The 22,299-nt window shown below is 56.9% G+C and carries 21 protein-coding genes; 3 read left to right on the top strand and 18 right to left on the bottom strand.

The window, feature by feature from the left end; all coding sequences use genetic code 11:
* Positions 1 to 37: 37 nt before the first annotated feature.
* Positions 38 to 733 (bottom strand): quercetin 2,3-dioxygenase, encoded by a 696-nt coding sequence (gene yhhW / locus NWP14_RS17140; RefSeq protein WP_041143039.1) that lies wholly within the window; start codon positions 731 to 733, stop codon positions 38 to 40.
* Positions 734 to 854: 121 nt separating this feature from the next.
* Positions 855 to 1,892: an oxidoreductase gene (locus NWP14_RS17135; protein ID WP_375215718.1), complete on the bottom strand. Its 1,038-nt coding sequence runs from the start codon at positions 1,890 to 1,892 to the stop codon at positions 855 to 857.
* 358 nt (positions 1,893 to 2,250) lie between these two features.
* On the opposite strand from NWP14_RS17135, the gene yhhY reads away from it, so the two are divergent.
* Positions 2,251 to 2,730, top strand: a complete 480-nt coding sequence (gene yhhY, locus NWP14_RS17130; protein WP_375215750.1) for an N-acetyltransferase — start codon at positions 2,251 to 2,253, stop codon at positions 2,728 to 2,730.
* 44 nt (positions 2,731 to 2,774) lie between these two features.
* Here the strand turns inward: yhhY and ggt are convergent, their stop codons facing one another.
* Positions 2,775 to 4,517 carry a gamma-glutamyltransferase gene (gene ggt, locus NWP14_RS17125; RefSeq protein WP_375215717.1) on the bottom strand — a complete coding sequence of 581 codons (1,743 nt, stop codon included), beginning with the start codon at positions 4,515 to 4,517 and terminating at the stop codon, positions 2,775 to 2,777.
* A gap of 120 nt (positions 4,518 to 4,637) precedes the next feature.
* On the opposite strand from ggt, the gene NWP14_RS17120 reads away from it, so the two are divergent.
* Positions 4,638 to 4,964 (top strand): DUF2756 family protein, encoded by a 327-nt coding sequence (locus tag NWP14_RS17120; protein WP_095102957.1) that lies wholly within the window; start codon positions 4,638 to 4,640, stop codon positions 4,962 to 4,964.
* An 18-nt stretch (positions 4,965 to 4,982) separates the two neighbouring features.
* Here the strand turns inward: NWP14_RS17120 and ugpQ are convergent, their stop codons facing one another.
* The 10 genes from ugpQ to livK form a co-directional block, all read right to left on the bottom strand.
* Positions 4,983 to 5,723: a glycerophosphodiester phosphodiesterase gene (gene ugpQ, locus NWP14_RS17115; protein WP_375215716.1), complete on the bottom strand. Its 741-nt coding sequence runs from the start codon at positions 5,721 to 5,723 to the stop codon at positions 4,983 to 4,985.
* Positions 5,720 to 6,790, bottom strand: coding sequence for a sn-glycerol-3-phosphate import ATP-binding protein UgpC (locus NWP14_RS17110; protein ID WP_331850229.1), 1,071 nt, complete (start codon positions 6,788 to 6,790; stop codon positions 5,720 to 5,722). The genes ugpQ and NWP14_RS17110 overlap by 4 nt, the downstream gene beginning before the upstream one ends.
* A gap of 269 nt (positions 6,791 to 7,059) precedes the next feature.
* Positions 7,060 to 7,905, bottom strand: coding sequence for a sn-glycerol-3-phosphate ABC transporter permease UgpE (gene ugpE, locus NWP14_RS17105; protein ID WP_375215715.1), 846 nt, complete (start codon positions 7,903 to 7,905; stop codon positions 7,060 to 7,062).
* Complete coding sequence (ugpA, locus tag NWP14_RS17100) at positions 7,902 to 8,789, bottom strand: sn-glycerol-3-phosphate ABC transporter permease UgpA (protein WP_331835141.1); 888 nt, start codon at positions 8,787 to 8,789, stop codon at positions 7,902 to 7,904. Before ugpA ends, ugpE begins: the two co-directional genes overlap by 4 nt.
* 139 nt (positions 8,790 to 8,928) lie before the next feature.
* Positions 8,929 to 10,245 carry a sn-glycerol-3-phosphate ABC transporter substrate-binding protein UgpB gene (ugpB, locus tag NWP14_RS17095; protein WP_375215714.1) on the bottom strand — a complete coding sequence of 439 codons (1,317 nt, stop codon included), beginning with the start codon at positions 10,243 to 10,245 and terminating at the stop codon, positions 8,929 to 8,931.
* A gap of 270 nt (positions 10,246 to 10,515) precedes the next feature.
* A complete protein-coding gene (livF, locus tag NWP14_RS17090) occupies positions 10,516 to 11,229 on the bottom strand; it encodes a high-affinity branched-chain amino acid ABC transporter ATP-binding protein LivF (RefSeq protein WP_004868545.1) in 714 nt (237 codons plus the stop codon).
* 2 nt (positions 11,230 to 11,231) lie between these two features.
* Complete coding sequence (gene livG / locus NWP14_RS17085) at positions 11,232 to 11,999, bottom strand: high-affinity branched-chain amino acid ABC transporter ATP-binding protein LivG (RefSeq protein WP_041143048.1); 768 nt, start codon at positions 11,997 to 11,999, stop codon at positions 11,232 to 11,234.
* The gene (livM, locus tag NWP14_RS17080) at positions 11,996 to 13,273 is read right to left on the bottom strand and encodes a branched chain amino acid ABC transporter permease LivM (RefSeq protein WP_041143049.1); all 1,278 of its coding nucleotides are present in this window, start codon (positions 13,271 to 13,273) and stop codon (positions 11,996 to 11,998) included. Before livM ends, livG begins: the two co-directional genes overlap by 4 nt.
* Positions 13,270 to 14,196 (bottom strand): high-affinity branched-chain amino acid ABC transporter permease LivH, encoded by a 927-nt coding sequence (gene livH / locus NWP14_RS17075; RefSeq protein ID WP_041143050.1) that lies wholly within the window; start codon positions 14,194 to 14,196, stop codon positions 13,270 to 13,272. Before livH ends, livM begins: the two co-directional genes overlap by 4 nt.
* A 155-nt stretch (positions 14,197 to 14,351) precedes the next feature.
* Complete coding sequence (livK, locus tag NWP14_RS17070) at positions 14,352 to 15,461, bottom strand: high-affinity branched-chain amino acid ABC transporter substrate-binding protein LivK (protein WP_133600068.1); 1,110 nt, start codon at positions 15,459 to 15,461, stop codon at positions 14,352 to 14,354.
* Positions 15,462 to 15,882: 421 nt separating this feature from the next.
* Here livK and panM point away from each other — a divergent pair, with 421 nt between their 5' ends.
* Positions 15,883 to 16,266 carry an aspartate 1-decarboxylase autocleavage activator PanM gene (gene panM / locus NWP14_RS17065; protein WP_375215713.1) on the top strand — a complete coding sequence of 128 codons (384 nt, stop codon included), beginning with the start codon at positions 15,883 to 15,885 and terminating at the stop codon, positions 16,264 to 16,266.
* 413 nt (positions 16,267 to 16,679) lie between these two features.
* On the opposite strand, the gene livJ is transcribed toward panM, so the two are convergent.
* The 5 genes from livJ to ftsE all read right to left on the bottom strand — a co-directional run bounded on the left by livJ (position 16,680) and on the right by ftsE (position 22,297).
* The gene (livJ, locus tag NWP14_RS17060; protein ID WP_123552469.1) at positions 16,680 to 17,783 is read right to left on the bottom strand and encodes a branched chain amino acid ABC transporter substrate-binding protein LivJ; all 1,104 of its coding nucleotides are present in this window, start codon (positions 17,781 to 17,783) and stop codon (positions 16,680 to 16,682) included.
* A gap of 245 nt (positions 17,784 to 18,028) precedes the next feature.
* The gene (locus tag NWP14_RS17055; RefSeq protein ID WP_095102935.1) at positions 18,029 to 19,294 is read right to left on the bottom strand and encodes a 4-aminobutyrate--2-oxoglutarate transaminase; all 1,266 of its coding nucleotides are present in this window, start codon (positions 19,292 to 19,294) and stop codon (positions 18,029 to 18,031) included.
* 170 nt (positions 19,295 to 19,464) lie between these two features.
* Positions 19,465 to 20,319, bottom strand: a complete 855-nt coding sequence (gene rpoH / locus NWP14_RS17050) for an RNA polymerase sigma factor RpoH (protein ID WP_041143056.1) — start codon at positions 20,317 to 20,319, stop codon at positions 19,465 to 19,467.
* A 264-nt stretch (positions 20,320 to 20,583) separates the two neighbouring features.
* Positions 20,584 to 21,636, bottom strand: coding sequence for a permease-like cell division protein FtsX (gene ftsX / locus NWP14_RS17045; RefSeq protein ID WP_095102933.1), 1,053 nt, complete (start codon positions 21,634 to 21,636; stop codon positions 20,584 to 20,586).
* Positions 21,629 to 22,297 carry a cell division ATP-binding protein FtsE gene (gene ftsE, locus NWP14_RS17040; RefSeq protein ID WP_004868565.1) on the bottom strand — a complete coding sequence of 223 codons (669 nt, stop codon included), beginning with the start codon at positions 22,295 to 22,297 and terminating at the stop codon, positions 21,629 to 21,631. The genes ftsX and ftsE overlap by 8 nt, the downstream gene beginning before the upstream one ends.
* Between the last annotated feature and the right edge of the window lie 2 nt (positions 22,298 to 22,299).

The following is a 22,299-nucleotide window of genomic DNA, read 5'->3' as shown; positions in this document are numbered from 1 at the left end:
AAGCGACCGGGTGACCGACAGAAAGCAGGCCTGAGTATTAGACCGGCGGCAGATCGAACAGCAGGATTTCGCTGTCGCTATCGGCGTGAACCGAGATCGCCTGCTCATCCCAAATCGCCAGGCCATCGCTGGTCGTCGCTTTGGTACCGTTGATGGTCACTTCACCTTTCACCACCTGAATCCACACGCGACGCTCCGCGGCAATCTGATGGACCGACTGCTCGTCTTTCAGCAGCGCCCAGCGGTAAAGCTCCATATCCTGATGCACTTTCAGCGAGCCTTCGCGCGCGTCCGGCGACAGCACCAGCTGTTTGCCCTGCAGAGCATCAAACCGGCGCTGCTCATAGCGCGGAGCAATGCCGTTTTCTTCCGGCATAATCCAGATTTGATACAGGTGCAGACGCTCGGTGCTGCTCGGGTTGTATTCCGAGTGACGAACCCCGGTACCGGCGCTCATAATCTGGAATTCACCTGCCGGAACCTGCTCTTTGTTACCCATGCTGTCCTGGTGTTCAACCACCCCTTCCAGCACGTAGGTCAGAATTTCCATATCTTTATGCGGGTGTGTCCCGAAGCCCTGGCCGGCGTCAATCACGTCATCGTTAATGACGCGCAGAGCGGAAAAGCCCATAAAATTGGCGTCGTAATAGTTGGCGAAAGAGAAAGTATGCCAGGAATCGAGCCAGCCATGATTAGCGTGACCGCGTTCGTTAGCTTTGCGTAAGTAGATCATGTTGCACCCCCGTATGTTTTCGATGGAATAAGTGTGGACCCATTCCGGTAACGATCATAGAGGGTGAAAATTGACTCCTCTGTTCAAAAAATATGAATAAGAGCAGAGGAGCTAAGAAAGCTTATTTATCTAGGGTTATCGTGGCCGGCGATGGCTGTCTGAAGCCGCGTTCAAGGATCTCCATATTGGTGAGAACTTCAGTTTCCTTGACGTAATTCTCCGCCCCGTTCACCACGGTCTCGTATAGCGAATCATATACCCGCCCGTAGTCGCCGGGCTCCACCCGCAGCTCTTCACGCACGCTCGCGCCGTTATCATCAACGTACTCCAGCAGGCCAATGCTCTCATCTGCCGCAAAGCCCGGCTCACCCGGCATGATATTCGCCTTCAGGCTGGTTTCCTGCTGGTCGATGCCATATTTGATAAACGACCCTTTATGGCCGTGAACGATAAATTTCGGATACGCCAGCTTCACCAGGTGGCTGGTTTTGACAATCGCCTTCAGGTCGCCGTAGAACAGCTGAGCTTCAAAGGTATCATCCGGGTTGGCCTTATTACGCAGGCTGCGGATATCGTACGCCACGCGATCCGGGCGGCCGAGCAGGGAAATGATCTGATCCATCGTATGCACGCCAAGGCCATAAAAAGCGCCATCCTGCGCTAATCCAGGCTGCGTTTCCGCCACCGGGCGATAGAGGTCGAAATGACTTTCAATTTCAACGATCTCACCCAGCTTACCGCTTTCAATCACCTTCTTAGTGGTCAGGAAGCAGGAGTCAAAGCGGCGGTTCTGGTACGGCGTTACCGTCAGCCCCTTGCTTTTTGCCAGCGCAAACAGCTCTTTCGCTTCGGCCAGCGTCGGGGTGAAGGGTTTTTCCACCAGTACGTTCTTCCCTGCTTCCAGCGCGCGTTTCGCGTAGTCAAAGTGGCTGTCGGCATGGGTGCAGACAATCACCAGCTTGACCTGAGGGTCATTGAGTACCTCATCGAGATCGCTGGTGAAGTGGATATGCGAGTACTGCGGCGCCTGCTCTTCCGGCTTCGCGCTACGGCGATAGATATGCGCAACATGCCAGCGGTCTTTGCGGTGCAGGACGTAAGGAAGATGGTAGCGGGTGGTGCTTTTGCCGAATCCAATAAACGCGCAGTGCAGAGTCATAACGCAGTCCTTAGTTGAGGTTTCTGCTCCTAACCATAGCGCACCCCGGTCACGAACTTAACTCTTAACCCACTCAAGATGGTGGAAACGACCGGCAAAAAAAGGCAAAAAAAAAGCCAGCACCTGGCTGGCTAAAGTAATACTGGAAGCAATGTGAGCAATGTCGTGCTTTCAGGCTTTCCGCAAGGGTCTCCCTGAATGCAGGACAATAATAATCATTCTCATTCGCACTTGTCTACTTCTTTTTGCAAAAATTAGCCGTTGACGCGTTTTTTAAAGTCAGGGATGTTGAAAGGGACTAAACGAGCAGATAAAGCCTGATATGCAGGCGCTAAGGAGAAGAGGAATGAGTGAGATAGTGATACGCCACGCCGAACCGCGCGATGCAGAGCCGTTACGTCAGCTGACTGCACACCCGGAGGTCTATCACGACACGCTACAGCTTCCTCATCCGGCGATGGAAACGTGGCAGGAACGACTACAGCCCCGGCCCAACGGCCACCATCTGGTCGCCAGCATCGACGAGCAGGTCGTCGGACACCTGATGCTCAGCGTTGAAACCCGTCCGCGCCGTAGCCATGTCGCAACCTTCGGCATGAGCGTGGCGGCAAACTTTCACGGACGCGGCGTCGGCAGCGCCCTGATGCGCGAGATGGTAAATCTGTGCGATAACTGGCTACGCGTCGAACGCATTGAATTAACGGTATTTTCTGATAACGACCCCGCCATTGCCGTCTATCGCAAATACGGATTTAGCGTTGAAGGTACCGGGCGTAAATTTGCGCTGCGCAACGGCGAATACGTCGATGCCCTCTTTATGGCGCGCCTGAAAGAGTAGCCCTTCCCAACCCTCTCCCGTTCGGGGAGAGGGTTAAAGATAGCTTAGTATCCGGCGGTTAAATCCCCCGGCGAACGCGGGTCAGATGCGCCATACAGCGTGCCGTCCGGGCCGACCATAATACTTTGCGTGCTGCCCATCGCCTCTTTCACCGCTACCTTCTGCCCTCTTTCCGTCAGTAGCTTCAGCGTATCCGGACTGAAGCCCTTCTCTACCCGCAGCTCATCGGGCAGCCACTGATGATGGAAGCGCGGCGCGTTGGTGGCTTCCGCTACGTTCATCCCAAAATCGATGGAGTTCACCACCATTTGCAGCACGGTCGTGATAATACGGCTGCCGCCAGGGCTGCCGGTGACCAGCCAGGTTTTACCATCCTTCACCACAATCGTCGGCGACATTGACGACAGCGGGCGTTTTTGCGGCCCGACGGCGTTGGCGTCACCGCCCACCAGCCCGTAAACGTTGGGCACGCCGGGCTTCGCCGAGAAATCATCCATCTGATTATTCATTAAGATACCGGAGTTCCCCGCCACAATACCGGTGCCAAAAGTGGTATTTAGCGTGTAGGTCACCGCCACCGCATTGCCGTCTTTATCCACCACCGAAAAGTGGGTGGTCTGATTGCTCTCGTAAGGCGCCAGCTTGCCCGGGCGGATCTGGCTGGAGGGTTTCGCTTTGTTAATATCGATCTGTTCAGCTATCGATTTGGCGTAGGCCTTGCTGGTGAGAGCCTGCCACGGAACCTTGACAAAATCCGGGTCGCCAAGATACTCCGAGCGATCGGCATAGGCGTGCTTCTCCGCTTCCGCCATCACCTGCATGGCGTCCGCGCTGCCGAAGCCGAACTTATGCATATCGAAGTTTTCGAGGATGTTGAGGATCTGCACGATGTGGATCCCCCCGGAGGAAGGCGGCGGCATCGAGAATACCTGGTAGCCGCGATAATCGCCGCTTATCGGCGTGCGTTCTACCGCCCGGTAGCCCGCCAGATCGGTTTTGGTTATCAGCCCGCCGTTTTTTTGCATCTCATCGGCGATCTGATCGGCAATCGCCCCTTTATAAAACGCGTCCGGGCCGTGCTCGGCGATCAGCTCCAGGCTTTTCCCCAGCTGCTTTTGTACCAGCTTGTCGCCCTTTTTCAGCGGCTCACCGTTTTTCCAGAAGATAGCCCGACTGTTGGCGTGGTTCGGGATCACCTCGCTGCCGTAGGTTTTCAGGTCGTCCGCCAGCGCATCGTTTACCGTGAAGCCCTCTTCAGCCAGCTTAATGGCCGGACGAATCACCTTGTTCAGCGGCATCGTGCCGTATTTTTCCAGCGCCAACGAGAAGCCGGCAACGCTGCCCGGCGTGCCGGACGCGAGATGCGAGGTCAGCGACTTTTTACTATCCGGGTTGCCCTGATCGTCGAGGAACATATCGCGGGTCGCCTGCTCCGGCGCCATTTCGCGGAAATCAATGGCCGTCGTTTTACCGTCTTTGGTGCGCAGCATCATAAAACCGCCGCCGCCAATATTGCCCGCCTGAGGGTGCGTGACCGCCAGCGCATAGCCCACGGCAACCGCCGCATCGACGGCATTCCCTCCCTGGCGCAAAATATCCACGCCTACGCGGGTGGCCAGCGCGTCAACCGAAGCCACCATTCCCTGCTGGGCGCGAACCGGGTGAAAGACATCCTCTTCAACGCCGTAGGATACGGGAGGCGGTGCGGGACTTGCGGCGACGGTAAAACTCCCGCCCGCCAGCAGCAGTGCGATGACCGCCTGACGCCAGAATACTGTTGTTCTCATTGCCATACTCCTGAATGTGTTTTTATCCCTGCATAAGCCTGGTTGATAAGTCCTAAAAAATCATTGTTATGCCGGAAAGGAGGTACACTTAAGCGATCCCACGCACGGGAGGAGAGAACAATGAAAGCAATACTATTTCTGGCGGCGCTGATGCCGTTGACCGCCCTGGCACAGCCGCTCAATACCACCAACAATCCCAACCAGCCGGGGTATGTCGTCCCCAGCCAGCAGCGGATGCAAAACCAGATGCAGGTCCAGCAGCAGCAACAGCAGAATATGCTGAAGCAGGATATCCAGAGCCAGACGCGCGCTCAGCAGCAGCATCTTCAGACGCAGCTGAATAACAACCAGCAGCGCGTATCGCAAAGCGGGAATTTGAATCCGTCACAGCAGCAGGTGCTGCCGAATAATAGCGGCGGCATGCTGCCACGACAGACGACCCCGTAAGGGCCGCCTGTCGGCAGATTATGGCTGGAAGTTGGGGCCAATGACGTCTATCGCATCGGTACAGATGCTGTCTACGCCCCAGCGCAGCAGCTCGGCGGCACGCTGGGGTTTATTGACGGTATACACCAGAATATGCAGGCTGGCGGCCTTCAGGCTCGCCACCCGCTCTTCATCGAGCAGTTTATGGTTCAGGTGAATCGACACGCAGCCCAGCCGGGCGGTCAGCTCGCGCCAGTCCTCACGCCACTCGTCCAGCAGCAGCCCGCGCGGCAGCTCCGGCACGGCCTGCTGCGCCGCTTCCAGGGCGTCGATTTCAAACGATGAAAGCAGCGGCGCGGTCATACCTTGCCATAGCTCGCGGGCCGCTAAGGCCACCACCTTGCCGGTCAGCGGGCCGGTGCCGGTGGTTGGCTTAATTTCGATATTGGCCATCATGTTCAGCTTGCGGCAACGCTCCGCCACGGCGGACAGCAGCGGCAGCGGTTCGCCTTTAAATTCGCGGCCGTACCAGCTTCCCGCATCGACGTTCAGCAGCTCATGCCACGCCAGCTCGCCCGCCACGCCCCAGCCGTTGCTGGTGCGCTCAAGGTTATCGTCATGCAGCAAAAAGATTTGCCCGTCTTTCGACAGCTTGGCGTCGAACTCGATCATGGTATGACCAAAGCGAGCGCCGGTATCGATAGCGGCGAGGGTATTCTCCGGCGCCAGCTTTCCGCCGCCGCGATGGGCGACGATATGGGGGTAAGGCCAGTAACTCATGCGCGTTGTCCTGTTTCACCATCAAAGAGGTGCAGATGATCCTGCGGCAGATGCAGCCACAGGGTGCTGCCCGCCGCCGGACGCTGTTGATGCGGCAGCCTGACGACCAGCTTCTGTTCGCCCCAGCGCCCGTGGGCGAGGTTATCGGCACCTAAAATTTCCAGCGTATCCATCACCAGCGGTACGCCGCCTTCCGTCTCGGGGCCTGCTGCAAAATGTTCCGGACGGATACCGAGGGTCATCTTACGCCCGGCGTGGCGACGATGCTCGCTATTGATCGGCAGGCGCAGGCCGCCTTCCAGTTCAAAACGGCTGCCGTCATCGCTGATGCGGCCGTCCAGCAGGTTCATCGCCGGGCTGCCGATAAAGCTCGCCACAAAGCGGCTGGCCGGCTTTTCGTAAACCTCTACCGGCGTGCCAATCTGCTCGGCGACGCCTTTATTCATCACCATCACCCGCTGAGCAAGGGTCATCGCCTCGACCTGATCGTGGGTGACGTACAGCGAGGTGGTTTTCAGCCGACGGTGCAGCTGCTGAAGCTCCAGGCGCATCTGCACGCGCAGCTTGGCATCAAGGTTCGACAGCGGTTCATCAAACAGGAATACCGCCGGATCGCGAACGATGGCGCGGCCCATCGCCACGCGCTGGCGCTGGCCGCCGGAGAGTTCGCGCGGGCGGCGCTTGAGCAGGCCGTCGAGCTCCAGAATGCGCGCCGCTTCCTGCACCCGCTCGTCAATCAGGCTTTTGCCCATCCCGCGAATTTTCAGCCCCCAGGCCATATTCTCCTCCACGCTCATATGCGGGTAGAGGGCGTAGTTCTGGAACACCATCGCGATGCCGCGATCCTTCGGCTCCATCTCGGTGACGCGCTGGCGGTTAATCCAGATATCGCCGCTGGTCACCCGCTCAAGCCCGGCCACCATCCGCAGCAGCGTCGATTTGCCGCAGCCGGAAGGCCCGACCATTACGATAAACTCCCCGTCCGCCACGTCGAGCGTCAGCGGCTGAATTACCTGGGTTTTGCCATCCCAGCTTTTGGTTACTGCCTGTAGTTTAAGTCCTGCCATAAAAGGTTGTATCCCTTGATTGTTCATGAACGTCGCTGGCGGCTATTTTTGCTCGGGGCAAGGCGCAAGCGTCGCAGTTTGGTGGGCCCAAATAAGACGCGAGTAACGCGGTACCGGGCAAAAATGGCCCCAGCCCTTCGGGACGCGTGCCGAAACCGCGTACTCTGCGTTGTCGGATTTGGACATAGGCCCACTATGTCCATCATCCTCCGCCTTGATTACGCGGTTTCGGCTCAGCGTCGACGCCACGAACAATCAAGGGATACAACCTACTTCTCACTGTCCACTAAACCGCGCACAAACGCGCGCTGCATGGCTAAAACGATAACAACCGGGGGAATCAGCGTCAGCAACATTGCCGCCATCACCTGATTCCACTGCGTGGTACCCTCGCCGGTGGCGATCATGCCTTTGATACCGGCTACTGCGGTGCCAAGATTGACGTCCTGGACGATCAGCAGCGGCCATAAATACTGGTTCCAGCCGTAGATAAAGGTGATAACGAACAGCGCCGCGAGATTGGTTTTCGACAGCGGCAGCACGATGTCGCGGAAAAAGCGCATCGGCGAAGCGCCGTCGATCCGCGCCGCTTCAATCAGCTCATCCGGTAGGGTCATAAAGAACTGGCGGAACAGGAAGGTGGCGGTTGCCGAGGCCATCAGCGGCAGCGTCAGCCCGGCGTAGCTATCGAGCATCTTCAGGTTGGCAATCACTTCCACCGTCGGGAAAATTCGCACCTCAACCGGCAGCATCAGGGTGATAAAGATCATCCAGAAGAACAGGTTACGTAGCGGGAAGCGGAACCAGACGATGGCGAATGCCGACAGCATCGACACCACGATTTTGCCCACCGTAATGCTGAACGCCATGATGAAGCTGTTGAGCATCATCAGCCAGAACGGCGCGCTGTTGGCCCCCACGCCCTGTTTCCAGATGGTGGCCATATTTTCCAGCAGGTGGCCGCCAGGGATCAGCGTCATCGGCGTCTCAAAGACCGCCTTGTTGTCCAGCGTTGCCGCGACAAAGGCGACGTACAGCGGAAACAGAATGACGGCAATCCCCGCAATCAGCATGGTGTGGCTGAAAATCGTCAGCCCTGGACGGTTCTCAATCATTGGTAGCGCACCTTACGTTCAACATAGCGGAACTGAACCACCGTCAGCACAATCACCAGCATCATCAGCACCACCGACTGCGCGGCGGAAGCGGAGAGATCGAGCCCGGCGAAACCTTCACGATAGATCTTATAAATCAGCGTCGTCGTCGCCTGTACCGGGCCGCCGGCGGTGGCGGCATCGATAACCGGGAAGGTATCGAAGAAGGCGTAAACCAGGTTGACGACCAGCAGGAAGAAGCTCACCGGCGCAATCAGCGGCAGCGCCAGCTTGAAGAAGCGGCGGATCGGACCGGCCCCGTCAATTGCCGCGGCTTCCACCAGCGAACGCGGGATCGATTGCAGCGCGGCGAAGAAGAACAGGAAGTTGTAGCTAATCTGCTTCCATACCGAAGCAAATACCACGAGGAACATCGCCTGGCCGCTGTTTTGCGCATGGTTCCAGTCGTAGCCCATCTCGGCGAGGAAGTGGGTGATCAGCCCGCGCCCCGGGTTAAAGAGGAAAATCCACAGCACCGCGGCGACCGCGGGCGCGACGGCGTAGGGCAGCAGCATCAGCGTCTGATAAAGGCGGCTGCCGCGTATCACGTAGTCGACCAGCGCGGCAAAGAACAGCGAAATGATCAGGCCACTGAACGTCACCAGCGAGCTGAATTTTATGGTGGTCCAGAATGAGTCCAGATAGTACGGGTCGTGGAACAAGGTAACGAAGTTATCCATGCCGACGAACTGGCTGGAGAGACCAAAAGGATCGACGCTTTGTAGCGAATACCACAGCGCTTCACCCGCGGGCCAGATAAAGAAAATAATGGTGATAACCAGCTGCGGCGCAACCAGCAGATAGGGCAGCCAGCGCGAGCGGAATACCGGACGGGTTGATGACATGAGGTTACTCTTTTGCTCGTTGATGCCAAATGATTCGCTGCTGCCGGCAATCGCCCAAGGCGGATATCCCCCGGTAAGCAAGGCGCTACCGGGGAACGTCCGTTCGACCTACTGCCATAAATCAATCGGCATCAATACGTTACGACTTAGTCGACTGCTCGAAACGACGCAGCAGCTGGTTACCGCGCTCAACCGCTGAATCCAGCGCCTGCTGCGGGGTTTTCTTGCCGGTCCAAACGCTTTCCAGCTCCTCGTCCACAACGGTGCGGATCTGCGGCATATTGCCCAGGCGCAGGCCTTTGGTGAACGGCAGCGGCGGCTTGTTCAGCATCTGACGGGTGGCGATATCGGCGCCAGGGTTCTTGTCATAGAAGCCCTGCTGACGGGTCAGATCGTAGGCGGCGGTGGTGATCGGCAGATAGCCGGTTTTCTGGTGCCATTCCGCAGCGATTTCCGGTTTTGTGAGGAACTCGAGGAATTTCGCCACTCCGGTGTAGGTCTCTTTATCTTTACCCTGCATGACCCACAGGCTCGCCCCGCCGATAATGGCGTTCTGCGGCGCGCCCTTAACGTCGGCATCGTACGGCATCATACCGACGCCATAGTTGAATTTGGCGTACTGGCGGATATCAGCAAGCGAGCCGGAGGAGGCGGTGGTAATCGCACAGTCGCCGTTATAGAACTTCTCGGTGGACTCATCTTTACGCCCGAAGTAGCTGAAGTCGCCCTTCTTGTTCATCGCTTCCAGCATGGCGATATGCTTCACCTGCTCCGGCTTGTTGAACTCCAGAACCGCATCGGTGCCGTCGAAGCCGTTGTTTTTCGTCGCCACCGGCAGACCGTGCCAGGCGCTGAAGTTCTCAATCTGAATCCAGCCCTGCCAGCCGCTGGCGTAGCCGCATTTCATTCCGGCGGCCTTCAGCTTCTCGGTATAGGCGGCCAGATCCTGCCAGGTTTTCGGCGGCTGCTCCGGATCTAAGCCGGCTTTTTTGAAGGCGTCTTTGTTGTAGTACAGCACCGGGGTGGAGCTGTTAAAAGGCTGGGAGAGGAGGTGGCCGGTTTTAGAATCAGTGTAGTAGCCGGAAACGGTCGGCACGAACTGCGATTCATCAAACTTAATGCCCGCATCGGTGAAGACCTGATACACCGGCTTAATGGCTTTTGATGCCATCATCGTCGCGGTACCGACTTCATAAACCTGAAGCAGCGCGGGAGCGTTACCGGTACGAAACGCAGCGATACCGGCGCTCAGGCTCTGCTCGTAGTTACCTTTGTACACCGGCGTAATTTTGTAATCCGGATTAGCTGCGTTGAAACGTTGCGCCAGAGAATCAACTTCTTTACCCAGTTCCCCTTCCATTGAGTGCCAGAACGGGATGGTAGTTACTGCGAGGGCCTGACCAGCAAATACCAGGCTAAGCGCCAGTCCTAAAGCCGTATGTCGTAACGATATCATCGGTTATCTCTCTTGTTGTTCCAGATGCGCGATTTCACGCGTTTGATGTTCGCGGGGGTAACATGACATGCTCGAATTACAGAAAAATAACTCTTTTATTACAAAAAAAAGATAGTAAGGCGTCAGAGAGATGGCAAGACGATGAAAGATCGGAGACAGGAAAGTGGGAGCTGCGACACGTCAAGGGGATAATTCCCGGCCAGCGGCGTCAGCGCTCCGTTCTGGCTAAGGAATATCCCGGCCGGGCGGCCGGGAATAAGAGCGAGGAGATTAGCCTCCCAGGTAGGCGCTACGCACCGCCTCGTTAGCCAGCAGCGCGTCGCCCGTATCTTCGAGCACCACGTGGCCGTTTTCCAGCACGTAGCCGCGATCGGCAAGCTTCAGCGCCTGGTTGGCGTTCTGCTCCACAAGGAAAATGGTCATCCCCTGCTCGCGCAGCTGTTCGATGGTGTTGAAAATCTGCTGGATAATAATCGGCGCCAGGCCCAGAGAAGGTTCATCGAGCAGCAGCAGGCGCGGCTGGCTCATCAGCGCACGGCCAATCGCCAGCATCTGCTGTTCGCCGCCGGACATGGTGCCCGCGCGCTGAATGCGGCGCTCAAGCAGACGCGGGAACAGTTCGTATACCCACTTAATGCGGGTCTGGAACTGGTCACGGTCGGCAAAAAAACCGCCCATCGCGAGGTTCTCTTCGACCGTCATACGCGAGAAGACGCGACGCCCTTCCGGAACAATCGCCACCGCTTCGCGCATGATTTTCGCGGTCTGCCAGTCGGTAATATCCTTACCATCAAACACCACCTTCCCGCTGCTGGCGCGCGGGTCGCCGCACAGGGTGCCGAGCAGCGTGGTTTTACCCGCGCCGTTGGCGCCAATCAGGGTCACTATCTCCCCCTGATTAATATGCAGGCTGACGTTATGCAGCGCCTGAATCTTGCCGTAGTGGGCGCTTACGTTGTCAAAAGATAACATCACTTTTTCCATGCTTATGCCTCACCAAGGTATGCGCGGATCACGTCCGGGTTGTTGCGGATCTCTTCCGGCGTTCCGTTGGCCAGCGGCGTGCCCTGGTTTACCACGTAAATGCGATCGGAAATGCCCATCACCAGCTTCATATCGTGTTCAATCAGCAGGATGGTGGTGTTGTGATGACTGCGCAGCTCGGCGATCAGCTCGTCGAGCTCCTTGGTCTCTTTGGGGTTCAGGCCCGCCGCCGGTTCGTCCAGCATCAGGATTTCCGGCTGCGTCACCATGCAGCGGGCGATCTCCAGACGCCGCTGGTCGCCGTAGGCGAGGTTGCTGGCCTGGCGGTTAGCCTGCTCCAGCAGGCCGATACGCTCGAGCCAGGCGGCGGCGCGATCCAGCGCTTCGCTCTGCGCGCGGCGGAAGGTCGGCGTTTTCAGCAGCCCGGAGAAGACGCCGGTTTTCAACTGCTGATGCTGCGCCACCAGCAGGTTTTCAATCACCGTCATTTCGCGGAACAGGCGCACGTGCTGGAAGGTACGCACGACGCCCATGCGGGCAATCTGCTGACCCGGCAGCCCTTCCAGGTGCTGGTCACGCAGCATAATCGAACCGCCGGTCGGCTTATAGAAACCGGTGAGGCAGTTAAAAACCGTGGTCTTCCCGGCGCCGTTAGGGCCGATCAGCGAAACAATTTCCTGCGGACGCAGCTCCAGCGACACGTTGTTGACCGCCAGCAGGCCGCCAAAGCGCATCATCAGGCCGCTTACGGATAATAATGGCTGACTCATGCCTGCTCTCCTTTAGCCTGACCTTTTTTCAGCTTCAGCTGCGGGCGCGTCATCGGCAGCAGACCCTGCGGACGCCAGATCATCATCAGTACCATCAGGCCACCCAGCATCAGCATGCTGTATTCGTTGAAATCACGCATCAGCTCGCGCGATACCACCAGTAAAATAGCGGCCAGAATCACCGCAAACTGCGAGCCCATCCCGCCCAGCACGACGATGGCCAGCACGAAGGCCGACTCGGCGAAGGTAAAGGATTCCGGGCTAACGAAGCCCTGGCGGGCGGCAAACAGCGTCCCGGCAAAGCCGGCAAACGCGGCGCTGATGGTAAAGGCGGTGAGCTTGATGCGCGTCGGATTGAGGCCCAGAGAACGACAGGCAATCTCATCTTCACGCAGCGCTTCCCACGCGCGGCCCAGCGGCATGCGCAGCAGGCGGTTAATCACGAACAGCGAGAAGACCACCAGCAGCAGCGCCACCAGGTAGAGGAAAATCACCCTATCGCTGGGGTCGTACTTGACGCCAAAGAAGTTGCTGAAGGTATCCCATCCGCCTTCGCGGGCGCTGCGGCTAAACTCGAGGCCAAACAGCGTCGGCTTAGGGATCTGGCTGATGCCGTTCGGGCCGCCGGTCACTTCGGTGTTATTGAGCAGCAAAATACGCACAATTTCGCCGAAGCCGAGGGTCACAATCGCCAGATAGTCACCGCGCAGGCGCAGCACCGGGAAGCCCAGCAGGAAGCCCGCAGCGGCCGAGACCAGCCCCGCCAGCGGCAGGCAGGTCCAGAAGCCGAGGCCGTAATAGTGGTTCAGCAGCGCGAAGGTGTAGGCGCCGATAGCGTAGAAGCCGCCGTAGCCCAGTACCAGCAGGCCGGACAGCCCCACCACCACGTTCAGCCCCAGGCCGAGAATGATGTAAATCATGGTCAGGGTGGCGATATCCACCGTGCCGCGCGACACCATAAACGGCCACGCGACGGCGATAACCAGCAGCGCCACCAGGAACAGCTTCTGCTTTACCGTCGACCCGTCGATGGCCGGCAGAATAAACTTCGGCCCGGAGACGTTTTTCAGGGTTTTCTGGAACAGCGGGCGCATCAGTTGGAAGAGGAAGACCACCGCCGTGCCGATGAAGATCCACTGCCAGCGGATATCCGCCGCGGTATCTACCACCAGTTTGGTGCCGTCCAGCTCCAGCTGCACGCCCATAAAGACGCCGGCCAGAATAAAGAACATCACCGCGGAGAGCAGCGCCATTGCAATATGCATCGGTTTCATACTTTCTCAACCTCCGGGCGACCCAGGATGCCGGTAGGCATCACTAACAGCACCAGAATCAGCAGCGCAAAGGAGACCACGTCTTTATATTCGGTGCTGAGGTAGGCGGAGGAGAGAGCTTCGGCGATGCCCAGAATCAGGCCGCCGATCATCGCGCCAGGAATGCTGCCAATGCCGCCCAGTACCGCGGCGGTAAATGCTTTCATCCCGGCCATAAAGCCGATATAGGGGTTGATAACGCCGTAGAACTGACCGAGGAGCACCCCGGCGACCGCGGCCATAGCGGCGCCGATAACAAACGTCAAGGCAATAACGCGATCGGTGTTAATTCCCAGCAGGCTGGCCATTTTCAGGTCTTCCGCGCAGGCGCGGCAGGCACGCCCCATACGCGAATAGCGAATAAACAGCGTCAGCGCCAGCATCGCCACAAAGGTGACAATCCAAATCACCAGCTGCATGGTGGTGATCGTGGCAGAGAAGTTTTCGCTGCTGCCCACCGTCCACTGGCCGTTAAACAGGCTCGGCAGCGCCACATCGCGCGACCCTTCCGTCAGGCTGACGTAGTTTTGCAGGAAGATTGACATCCCGATGGCGGAAATCAGCGCAATCAGTCGCTTGGAGCTGCGCACCGGCCGATAGGCCACGCGTTCAATACTCCAGCCATAGGCGCTGGCAATAATGATAGCCCCGACAAATCCGGCGGCGACCAGCAGCCAGCTGGTGTCGATGCCCATCATCATCAGCGCGGCAATGATCATGAAGGAGACGTAGCTACCTATCATATACACCTCGCCGTGGGCGAAGTTAATCATGCCAATAATGCCGTATACCATCGTGTAACCGATGGCGATCAGCGCATAGGTACTGCCCAGCGTGACGCCGTTAAACATCTGCTGCAGAAAGTAGAGAAACTGCTCGGACATAAGGTAACCTTTCTAAACCCGACAAGGCGGGATGTTGAATCCCACTCTCAACGACTCGAGCGGCGGACGGGCGGCAAATGTTTCCCTCCCCGGAAGCCCCGGGGCGGATAAACGTCGTCTACGCATCTGCGGCTCAAACCATGCGAGTGGTTGTCTTATTTTGCGGCCGAGGATGACCCATCCGCGTGCCACTGGAAGACACCAAACTCAAATCCCTTCAAATCGCCTTTTTCGTCCCAATTCAGCGGCCCAATCACGGTTTTCGCGCCGTGAGCTTTCAGATCTTTGATTAAGTCCAGCGGCTCCTGGCTGCTGCTTCTGTCCATCGCCTGCGCTAAGGACTGCACGGCAGCGTAGGTAATCCAGACGTACGGCCCGCTCGGATCTTTTTTCTCCGCTTTCAGCGCGTCTACGATAGCGCTGTTTGCCGGATCCTGGTCATAGCGTTTCGGCATTGTCACCAGCATGCCTTCTGCCGCGGCGCCTGCGATATTGGACAGCGAAGCATTGCCCACGCCCTCAGGACCCATAAATACGGTTTTCAGGCCGTTAGCTCGCGCCTGGCGCAGCATCTGGCCCATTTCCGGGTAATAGCCACCGTAGTAAACGAAATCAATATTCTCTTTCTGCAGGCGAGACAGCAGCGCGGAGAAGTCTTTCTCACCGGCGGTGATCCCGTCGAAGAAGACGATGTTGGCGTTGCCTTTTTTCAGGCTCTCCTGGACCGAACGCGCCAGGCCTTCACCGTACTGCTGCTTGTCATGAATGATAGCAATACGCTGCGGTTTAACCTTTTCCAGAATATATTTTGCGGCGGTCGGCCCCTGCGAGGAGTCGAGGCCGGCGGTACGCATGATGTACTGATAGCCGCGTTGAGTCAGCTCGGGGTTAGTGGCCCCCGGAGAGATCATCAGAATGCCTTCATCTTCGTAGATATCGGATGCCGGCTGCGTTGAGGAGGAGCAGAGGTGGCCGATAACGTATTTAATCCCTTCGTTAACGATTTTGTTCGCCACCGCGACGGCCTGTTTAGGGTCGCAGGCGTCGTCATATTCCACGCCAACCAGCTTATCGCCCTTAATCCCACCCTGCGCGTTAATATCTTTAATTGCCTGACGCGCACCGTTGAACTCCATGTCGCCCCATTGCGCGACCGGACCAGACATCGCACCAACGACGGCGACTTTTATCTCTTTGGCGATTACCGCGTGCGACATGGTCAGTGCGACTAATCCCGCAATGATTGTTTTCGCGTTCCTTTTCATGCTCCAGGACCCCGTTCGTGATGTGGTGTAAATATTTTGTATTTTTATGGTTAAAAAGCATTCTGTGCTTTTATTAAACAACGCTACTTTTACCATGATCTTTAATGGTTTAGCGCAGTTTTTTACCTGAAACCAGATTAAAATCTCTATTTTTCAGGCGATTAAGCAAAGATAATATTCTGTATTCACGCGAAGATAAACAAAAAAAGTCCCGTTTTTAGCATAAAATAACGATACATACGGCGGAATAAAACGCTGCACTTTAGGTTAAAACTCTGCTTATTTTTCGATCCATAACGCATTGCGCTACCCTGCCTTCCCCAGGAAAACGAATCACCTGATGAATCCGCAAAAAACAGCGCTCCGCCGGGTAGTAATTTTGGGTACACTGGCGCATCCGTTTTGACTGGACTTGCCGCGCATGAAACTGACCATTATTCGTTTAACGCACTTCAGCGATCAGGATCGCATCGATTTAGGGAAAATCTGGCCATCACGCGATCTGGCCGGGCTCCCCGTGGATGATAGCCACGCTATTTACGCCGCCCGCTTTAACGAACGTCTGCTGGCCGCCGTTTGCGTGACCTTAGACGGTGCAGAGGGCGAGCTGAGCGCGCTGTACGTGCGCGAAGTCACCCGCCGTCGCGGCGTCGGGCAGTATCTGGTGGAAGAAGTGCTGCAAAGAAATCCAGAAATCGGTCGCTGGCGGATGGCGGATACCGGAATTGAAGACTACCGCGTCATGTCAGCGTTTATGCAAGCGCTGGGCTTCAGCGCCCAGGACGGTGGTTGGGAAAAGCGTTAAAAACGAAGCGGGAGAATCCCGGATAGCGGCATATCACGCCTTATCCGGGCGATGATTACTTCAGCTTATTCAGCATGACCTTTATCCAGGCAACGATATCACTCTTCATTTCACCCATAACCCCCTCTTTTCCAGGTCGTAAATTGACCATTCATTTAACCAGGATCTCTCTTATCCGGCCTACAAATTGACAATTTATTTAACCGAGAATTTCTACTTTACCCGGCCAGAATCACGCTGTATTTAACCAATCACCCCGCTTTTCCCGGCCTAAAAGAGGCCATTTATTTAACCGAGAATTTCGCGCTACAGGCAGGCGGCAAGCTGTGAAATCCCCGGGAGCTTACATGAGTAAGTGACCGGGGTTGAGGAGCGCAGCCAACGCACCTGTAGCGTGAAAGGCGAAGGTTAAATTATTTGGCGTCGGTCGCGGTGCCATCCGCATGCCACGTAAACACGCCGAACTCGAAGCCTTTCAGGTCGCCCTTCGCATCCCATGACAGCGGCCCCATCACGGTATCAACAGAGTTTGCTTTCAGGTATTTCGCAATGGCTGCCGGGTCTTCAGACTGGTTCAGGCCTGCCTGCAGCGACTGGATAGCTGCATAGGTGGTCCAGACAAACGCACCGCTCGGATCCTGTTTTTTCGCTTTGATGGCGTCGACGATCGGTTTGTTCGCCGGGACCTGGTCGTAGTTCTTCGGTTTAGTGACCAGCATGCCTTCAGCGGACTGACCGGCAATGTTAGACAGGGAAACGTTCGCTACGCCTTCCGGCCCCATAAACTGCGTTTTCAGGCCGGCCGCGCGCGATTGACGCAGAATCTGCCCCATCTCCGGGTGATAGCCGCCGTAGTAGACGAAGTCGATATTTTCTTTCTTCAGACGCGCCACCAGAGTGGAGAAATCTTTCTCACCGGCGGTGATACCGTCAAAGAACACGACGTTAGCGCCGCCTTTTTTCAGGCCATCCTGCACCGCACGCGCCAGACCTTCGCCATACTGCTGCTTATCGTGAACGATAGCGATACGCTTCGGTTTAACCTTATCAATGATGTATTTAGCCGCCGTCGGGCCCTGGTCAGAATCGAGGCCAGTGGTGCGCAGAATCATTTTATATCCGCGCGCGGTCAGCTCCGGCGCCGTCGCGGCCGGGGTGATCATCAGAATGCCTTCGTCTTCATAGATATCGGACGCCGGCTGAGTAGAAGAGGAGCATAAGTGGCCGATAACGTACTTAATACCGTCATTAACGACCTTGTTGGCCACCGCTACCGCCTGTTTCGGGTCACAGGCATCATCATATTTTACGATTTGCAGCTTATTGCCTTTGATACCGCCCTTAGCGTTAATATCGGCAACCGCCTGCTCAGCGCCGGTAAACTCCTGATCGCCATACTGCGCCACCGGGCCAGACATCGCCCCAACCACGGCAATTTTAATATCTTCAGCCAGCGCTGCGTTGCTCATTATCAAGGCGATACATCCTGCCAGTAACGCTTTACCCTTCATATTCATCCTGAAGCTCCCCACTATTATGGTTTTTTGCATTTGTTGTGATGTTGTTTTTTAGCGCATTATTCTAATTAATCACATAAGAAAAGCATATGATAGCTAGATTAAGGTCTGCCGCTCGCGCCTATGCAGCACACTATGCTAGAACATATCCCATTTTTCAGAATTTGAAACAACAATTTTTTAGGTTATGTAACAGTTATGTGACTGAAGCAGAACGCCACTCCGCAGAGTGGCGAGATGTGAGGCTATGCGGCCAGCGCGCGCTGAATAATCGTCAGCGCCTGGCGGAATTGAGCATCGGGGATAGTGAGCGGGTAGAGGAAGCGGATGACGTTGCCGTAAACGCCGCAGGTCAGCAGCAGCAGCCCTTCGGCCAGCGCGCGCTGCTGGACGGCCCGGGTGAACTCGCCCGCCGGCTCGCCGGTTTGCGGATCAAAAAACTCGACCGCAACCATCGACCCCTGCGCCCGCACCTCGGCAATCTGCGGGCACGATGCTTTGGCCTGATTGAGGACTTCCACCAGATGGTGGCCAAGCTCATTTGCCCGCTGGCAAAGCTGCTCTTCGGCGATCACATCCAGCACCGCATGCGCGGCGGCAATCGCCAGCGGGTTCCCGGCGTAGGTTCCGCCAAGGCCGCCCGGAGCAGGGGCATCCATAACCTCTGCCCGCCCGGAAACCGCCGAAAGCGGCATCCCGCCCGCCAGGCTTTTCGCCATCGTGATCAGGTCTGGCTGCACGCTATAGTGCTCCATCGCAAACAGCTTGCCGGTTCGCCCAAAGCCAGACTGAACCTCATCCGCAATCAGCAGGATGCCGTGGGTATCGCACAGCGCGCGCAGCGCCTGCATAAACCCGGCAGGCGCAACGTTGAACCCGCCCTCGCCCTGTACCGGCTCAAGGACGATGGCCGCCACCTGATCCGCCGCGATATCGGCTTTAAAGAGGCGCTCGAGGCTTTTTATCGCCTCTTCGCTGCTGACGCCGTGCAGCGAATTAGGGTACTGAGCATGAAAAACAGAGCCAGGGAACGGACCAAAGCCGATTTTATAGGGCGCGACCTTGCCGGTCAGCGCCATCGTCATGTAGGTTCGGCCGTGGAAGGCGCCGCCAAAGGTGATGATTCCCGGCCGACGGGTCCAGGCGCGGGCAATTTTGACCGCATTCTCTACCGCTTCCGCGCCGGTAGAGAAGAAGGCCGTTTTCACGGCGCCGGATATCGGGACCAAAGCGTTAATGCGTTCGGCCAGCGTGACGTAGCTGGCGTAGGGGACAATCTGATATGCCGTATGGGTAAAGGCCTCCAGCTGCGAGGCCACCGCGGCGACAACTTTGGGGTGCCGATGCCCGGTATTCAGCACAGCAATCCCCGCCGCAAAATCGATAAACTCCCGGCCTTCGATATCCCACAGCGTCGCGTTCTCAGCTTTTTGCGCGTAGAAGTCGCACATCACGCCTACGCCGCGCGGCGTCGCCTGCTGGCGGCGCTGATTAAGATCGTTATTTTTCACCCGCTTTCTCCCTTCATGAATTTAGTAAGCCGTGCCTGTCTAAAAACAATAGCGCCTGCCCGGCATTCAAGCCCAGCGGAAGAAGAAATTAATATGGTTGACGCATGGAGGGATAAAAAACAAAAAGCCCCCGCTGAGACAGCGAGAGCTTTTTTTGATGCCGGTCGGATTTACGCTTCGATAGCGGTACGCAGTTTCTTCATGGCGTTCTTTTCAAGCTGGCGCACGCGCTCAGCCGAAACGCCGTAGCGATCCGCCAGCTCCTGCAGCGTGGACTTATTGTCTTCGTCCAGCCAGCGGGCGCGGATGATATCCTGGCTACGCTCGTCGAGGCCCTGCATCGCGTCAGTCAGCTTGTTTGCCGCCTGCTCTTCCCAGTTATCATCTTCAATGCCGTCGGCAAAGTTAGACGTTTTATCCTGCAGATAGAGCACCGGAGCCATCGGCTGGCTATCGGACTCATCGTCCGACGACATGTCGAAGGTCATGTCCTGCGCCGCCATACGCGATTCCATCTCACGCACGTCTTTGCTCGACACGCCCAGCTCGCGGGCAACCATTTCGACTTCATCCTGGTTAAACCAGCCCAGACGCTGCTTGGTTTTACGCAGGTTAAAGAACAGCTTACGCTGGGCTTTGGTGGTCGCGACTTTCACAATACGCCAGTTACGCAGAACGTATTCGTGAATTTCGGCCTTAATCCAGTGCACGGCAAAGGAGACCAGGCGCACGCCGACTTCCGGATTAAAACGGCGCACGGCTTTCATCAGGCCAATGTTGCCTTCCTGAATCAGGTCCGCCTGCGGCAGGCCATAGCCCGAGTAGTTACGAGCAATATGAACAACAAAGCGCAGGTGAGACAGGATCAGCCTTTTCGCTGCTTCCAGATCGCCCTGGTAATGCAGCTTTTCAGCAAGCTCCCGCTCTTCATCGGCCGATAACATCGGCCATGTGTTCGCAGCCCGGATGTAAGATTCCAGGTTACCAACGGGGGCTAAGGCTAAAGTTTGCATATCTTTGGTCATTCAAATCCTCTCAATCGATATCGTCTGGCTTGACAGTTCCCGCTTAGACAACCGGGCAACAAACATGCCAGCGTTTATGAGCAACGAGAATATCACCCACATTAGTATCAGACAGTGATTTTATCCACAAGTTCCATGCAACGGTGTGAATACATTACGCACAAAATGTGACATGGAGATGAAGCGTAGGGAAGAGACAACAGGGACTCTTTCCCTGCAGAGAGACATTCAGTCAGTGCAGGGAAAGATTATACCAGAAAATTTTTAATCGGGAGTAAAGTGACGTAAATGTTGCACCGTCGCCAGCCAGGCCGCGACCCAGCCAATCATCGAGCAGACGATCAGCATCAGCAGACACTCGTCGAAGCCTAAGCCGCTGAGCTCAAACTGGGTACCGAATACCTTCGCCACTTCCGTTACCGCTGATGACAGGCGCATCACCATAATCTCCGACAGGATCAGCGATAAAAATGCGCCGCAGAAGCCCAGCAGCGCGCCGCCGTAGAGGAACGGACGCAGGATAAAACCGTCGGTCGCCCCAATCAGCTTCTGCACGTTGATGGTATCGCGGCGAGCAAAGATGCTCAGACGCACGCTGTTGCCGATCACCAGGAACACGGCGGCAACCATCAGCACGCCGATCAGCGCCGATACGCGGCCAACCAGCCCGGTCAGCGAAGAGAGGCGCGCAAACCAGCTGTCATCCATACGGACTTCATCGACGCCCTGAATATGCGCAACCCGATCGCGCAGGGTGTTGAGGGAGTCGGTTCCCTGGAAATCCAGCTTCGGCACGACAATCGCCACCGCCGGCAGCGGGTTCTCTTCCAGCATATCCAGCGCGCCGCCAAAGCCGGACCAGTTGCGGAACTCGCCTAAAGCTTCATCCCGCGACAGATAGTTGACCTTCTCCACGCCCTGCTCTGCCTGCAGCTGCCCGACCACCCGCGCCGCGGCGTCATCGTCCAGCGTCTTCTCCAGATAAACGGTGATCTGCGGCGATGGATAGTACTGCGACGCCGCGCTGTTAACGTTTTTGTACACCATGTAGCACACGCTCGGCAGCGTCAGCGAAATGGCGATGACCATGATGGTCAGGAAGGTGGCCAGCGGCGTGCTTTTCAGATCCTGAACCGCGCCGTGCCAGGCATAGCGCACCTGCTCATTGAAAACGTTACTTTTCCGGGAAGCCGGATTCGGCGCCGCTTTCGGCCGCTTCGGCGCATTGCGCCCACCGCCTGCCCCTGCGGCATTGCGGATGCGGTCAAATCGGCTGCCAAACTGGCGAATGTGGTTTATTGCCTCGCGCTTATTCACCCCAGTGGCCTCCGTGCATATGCCCGTCGCTCAGGGTCAGCATGCGATACGAACGACTGGAAATCAGCCCCAGGTCGTGCGTCGCCATCAGAACCGTTACCCCTACGCGGTTAAATTCTTCAAACAGACGTAAAATCCCCTCCGAGAGCGCCTCATCGAGGTTACCGGTCGGTTCATCCGCCAGCAGCACCGCAGGCTTGTTCACCACCGCGCGGGCGATGCCCACGCGCTGCTGCTCACCGCCGGAGAGTTGGATAGGAAGATTTTTCGCTTTGTCCAGCAGCCCGACTTTATCCAGCGCGGCCGATACCCGGCGGCGGATATCATCCCCGCTGGCGCCGGCAATAATCAGCGGGATCGCCACGTTGTCAAACACGGTACGATCCATCAGCAGGTGGTGATCCTGGAAAATCATGCCGATCTGGCGGCGCAAAAACGGCACCTCCCGGCTCTTCAGGCGGCTAATATCGTGGCCGCCGAACAAAATTTTGCCGGCGCTCGGCCGCTCGATGCCGCAGATAAGCTTGAGCAGGGTACTTTTCCCCGCGCCGGAGTGGCCGGTCAGGAACGCCATCTCGCCCGACTGCAGGTGGAAGTTCACCCCCTGCAGCGCTTGTCTCCCACCGAGATAGGCTTTGCTGACTTGTTCAAAGCGAATCATTA

Origin of the sequence: Klebsiella sp. C349492 (genome assembly GCF_042055345.1) — a bacterium.
GTDB lineage: Bacteria > Pseudomonadota > Gammaproteobacteria > Enterobacterales > Enterobacteriaceae > Klebsiella > Klebsiella scottii.
Note: the sequence above shows the minus strand (reverse complement) of the source record. Positions and strands in the feature narration are given on the sequence as shown.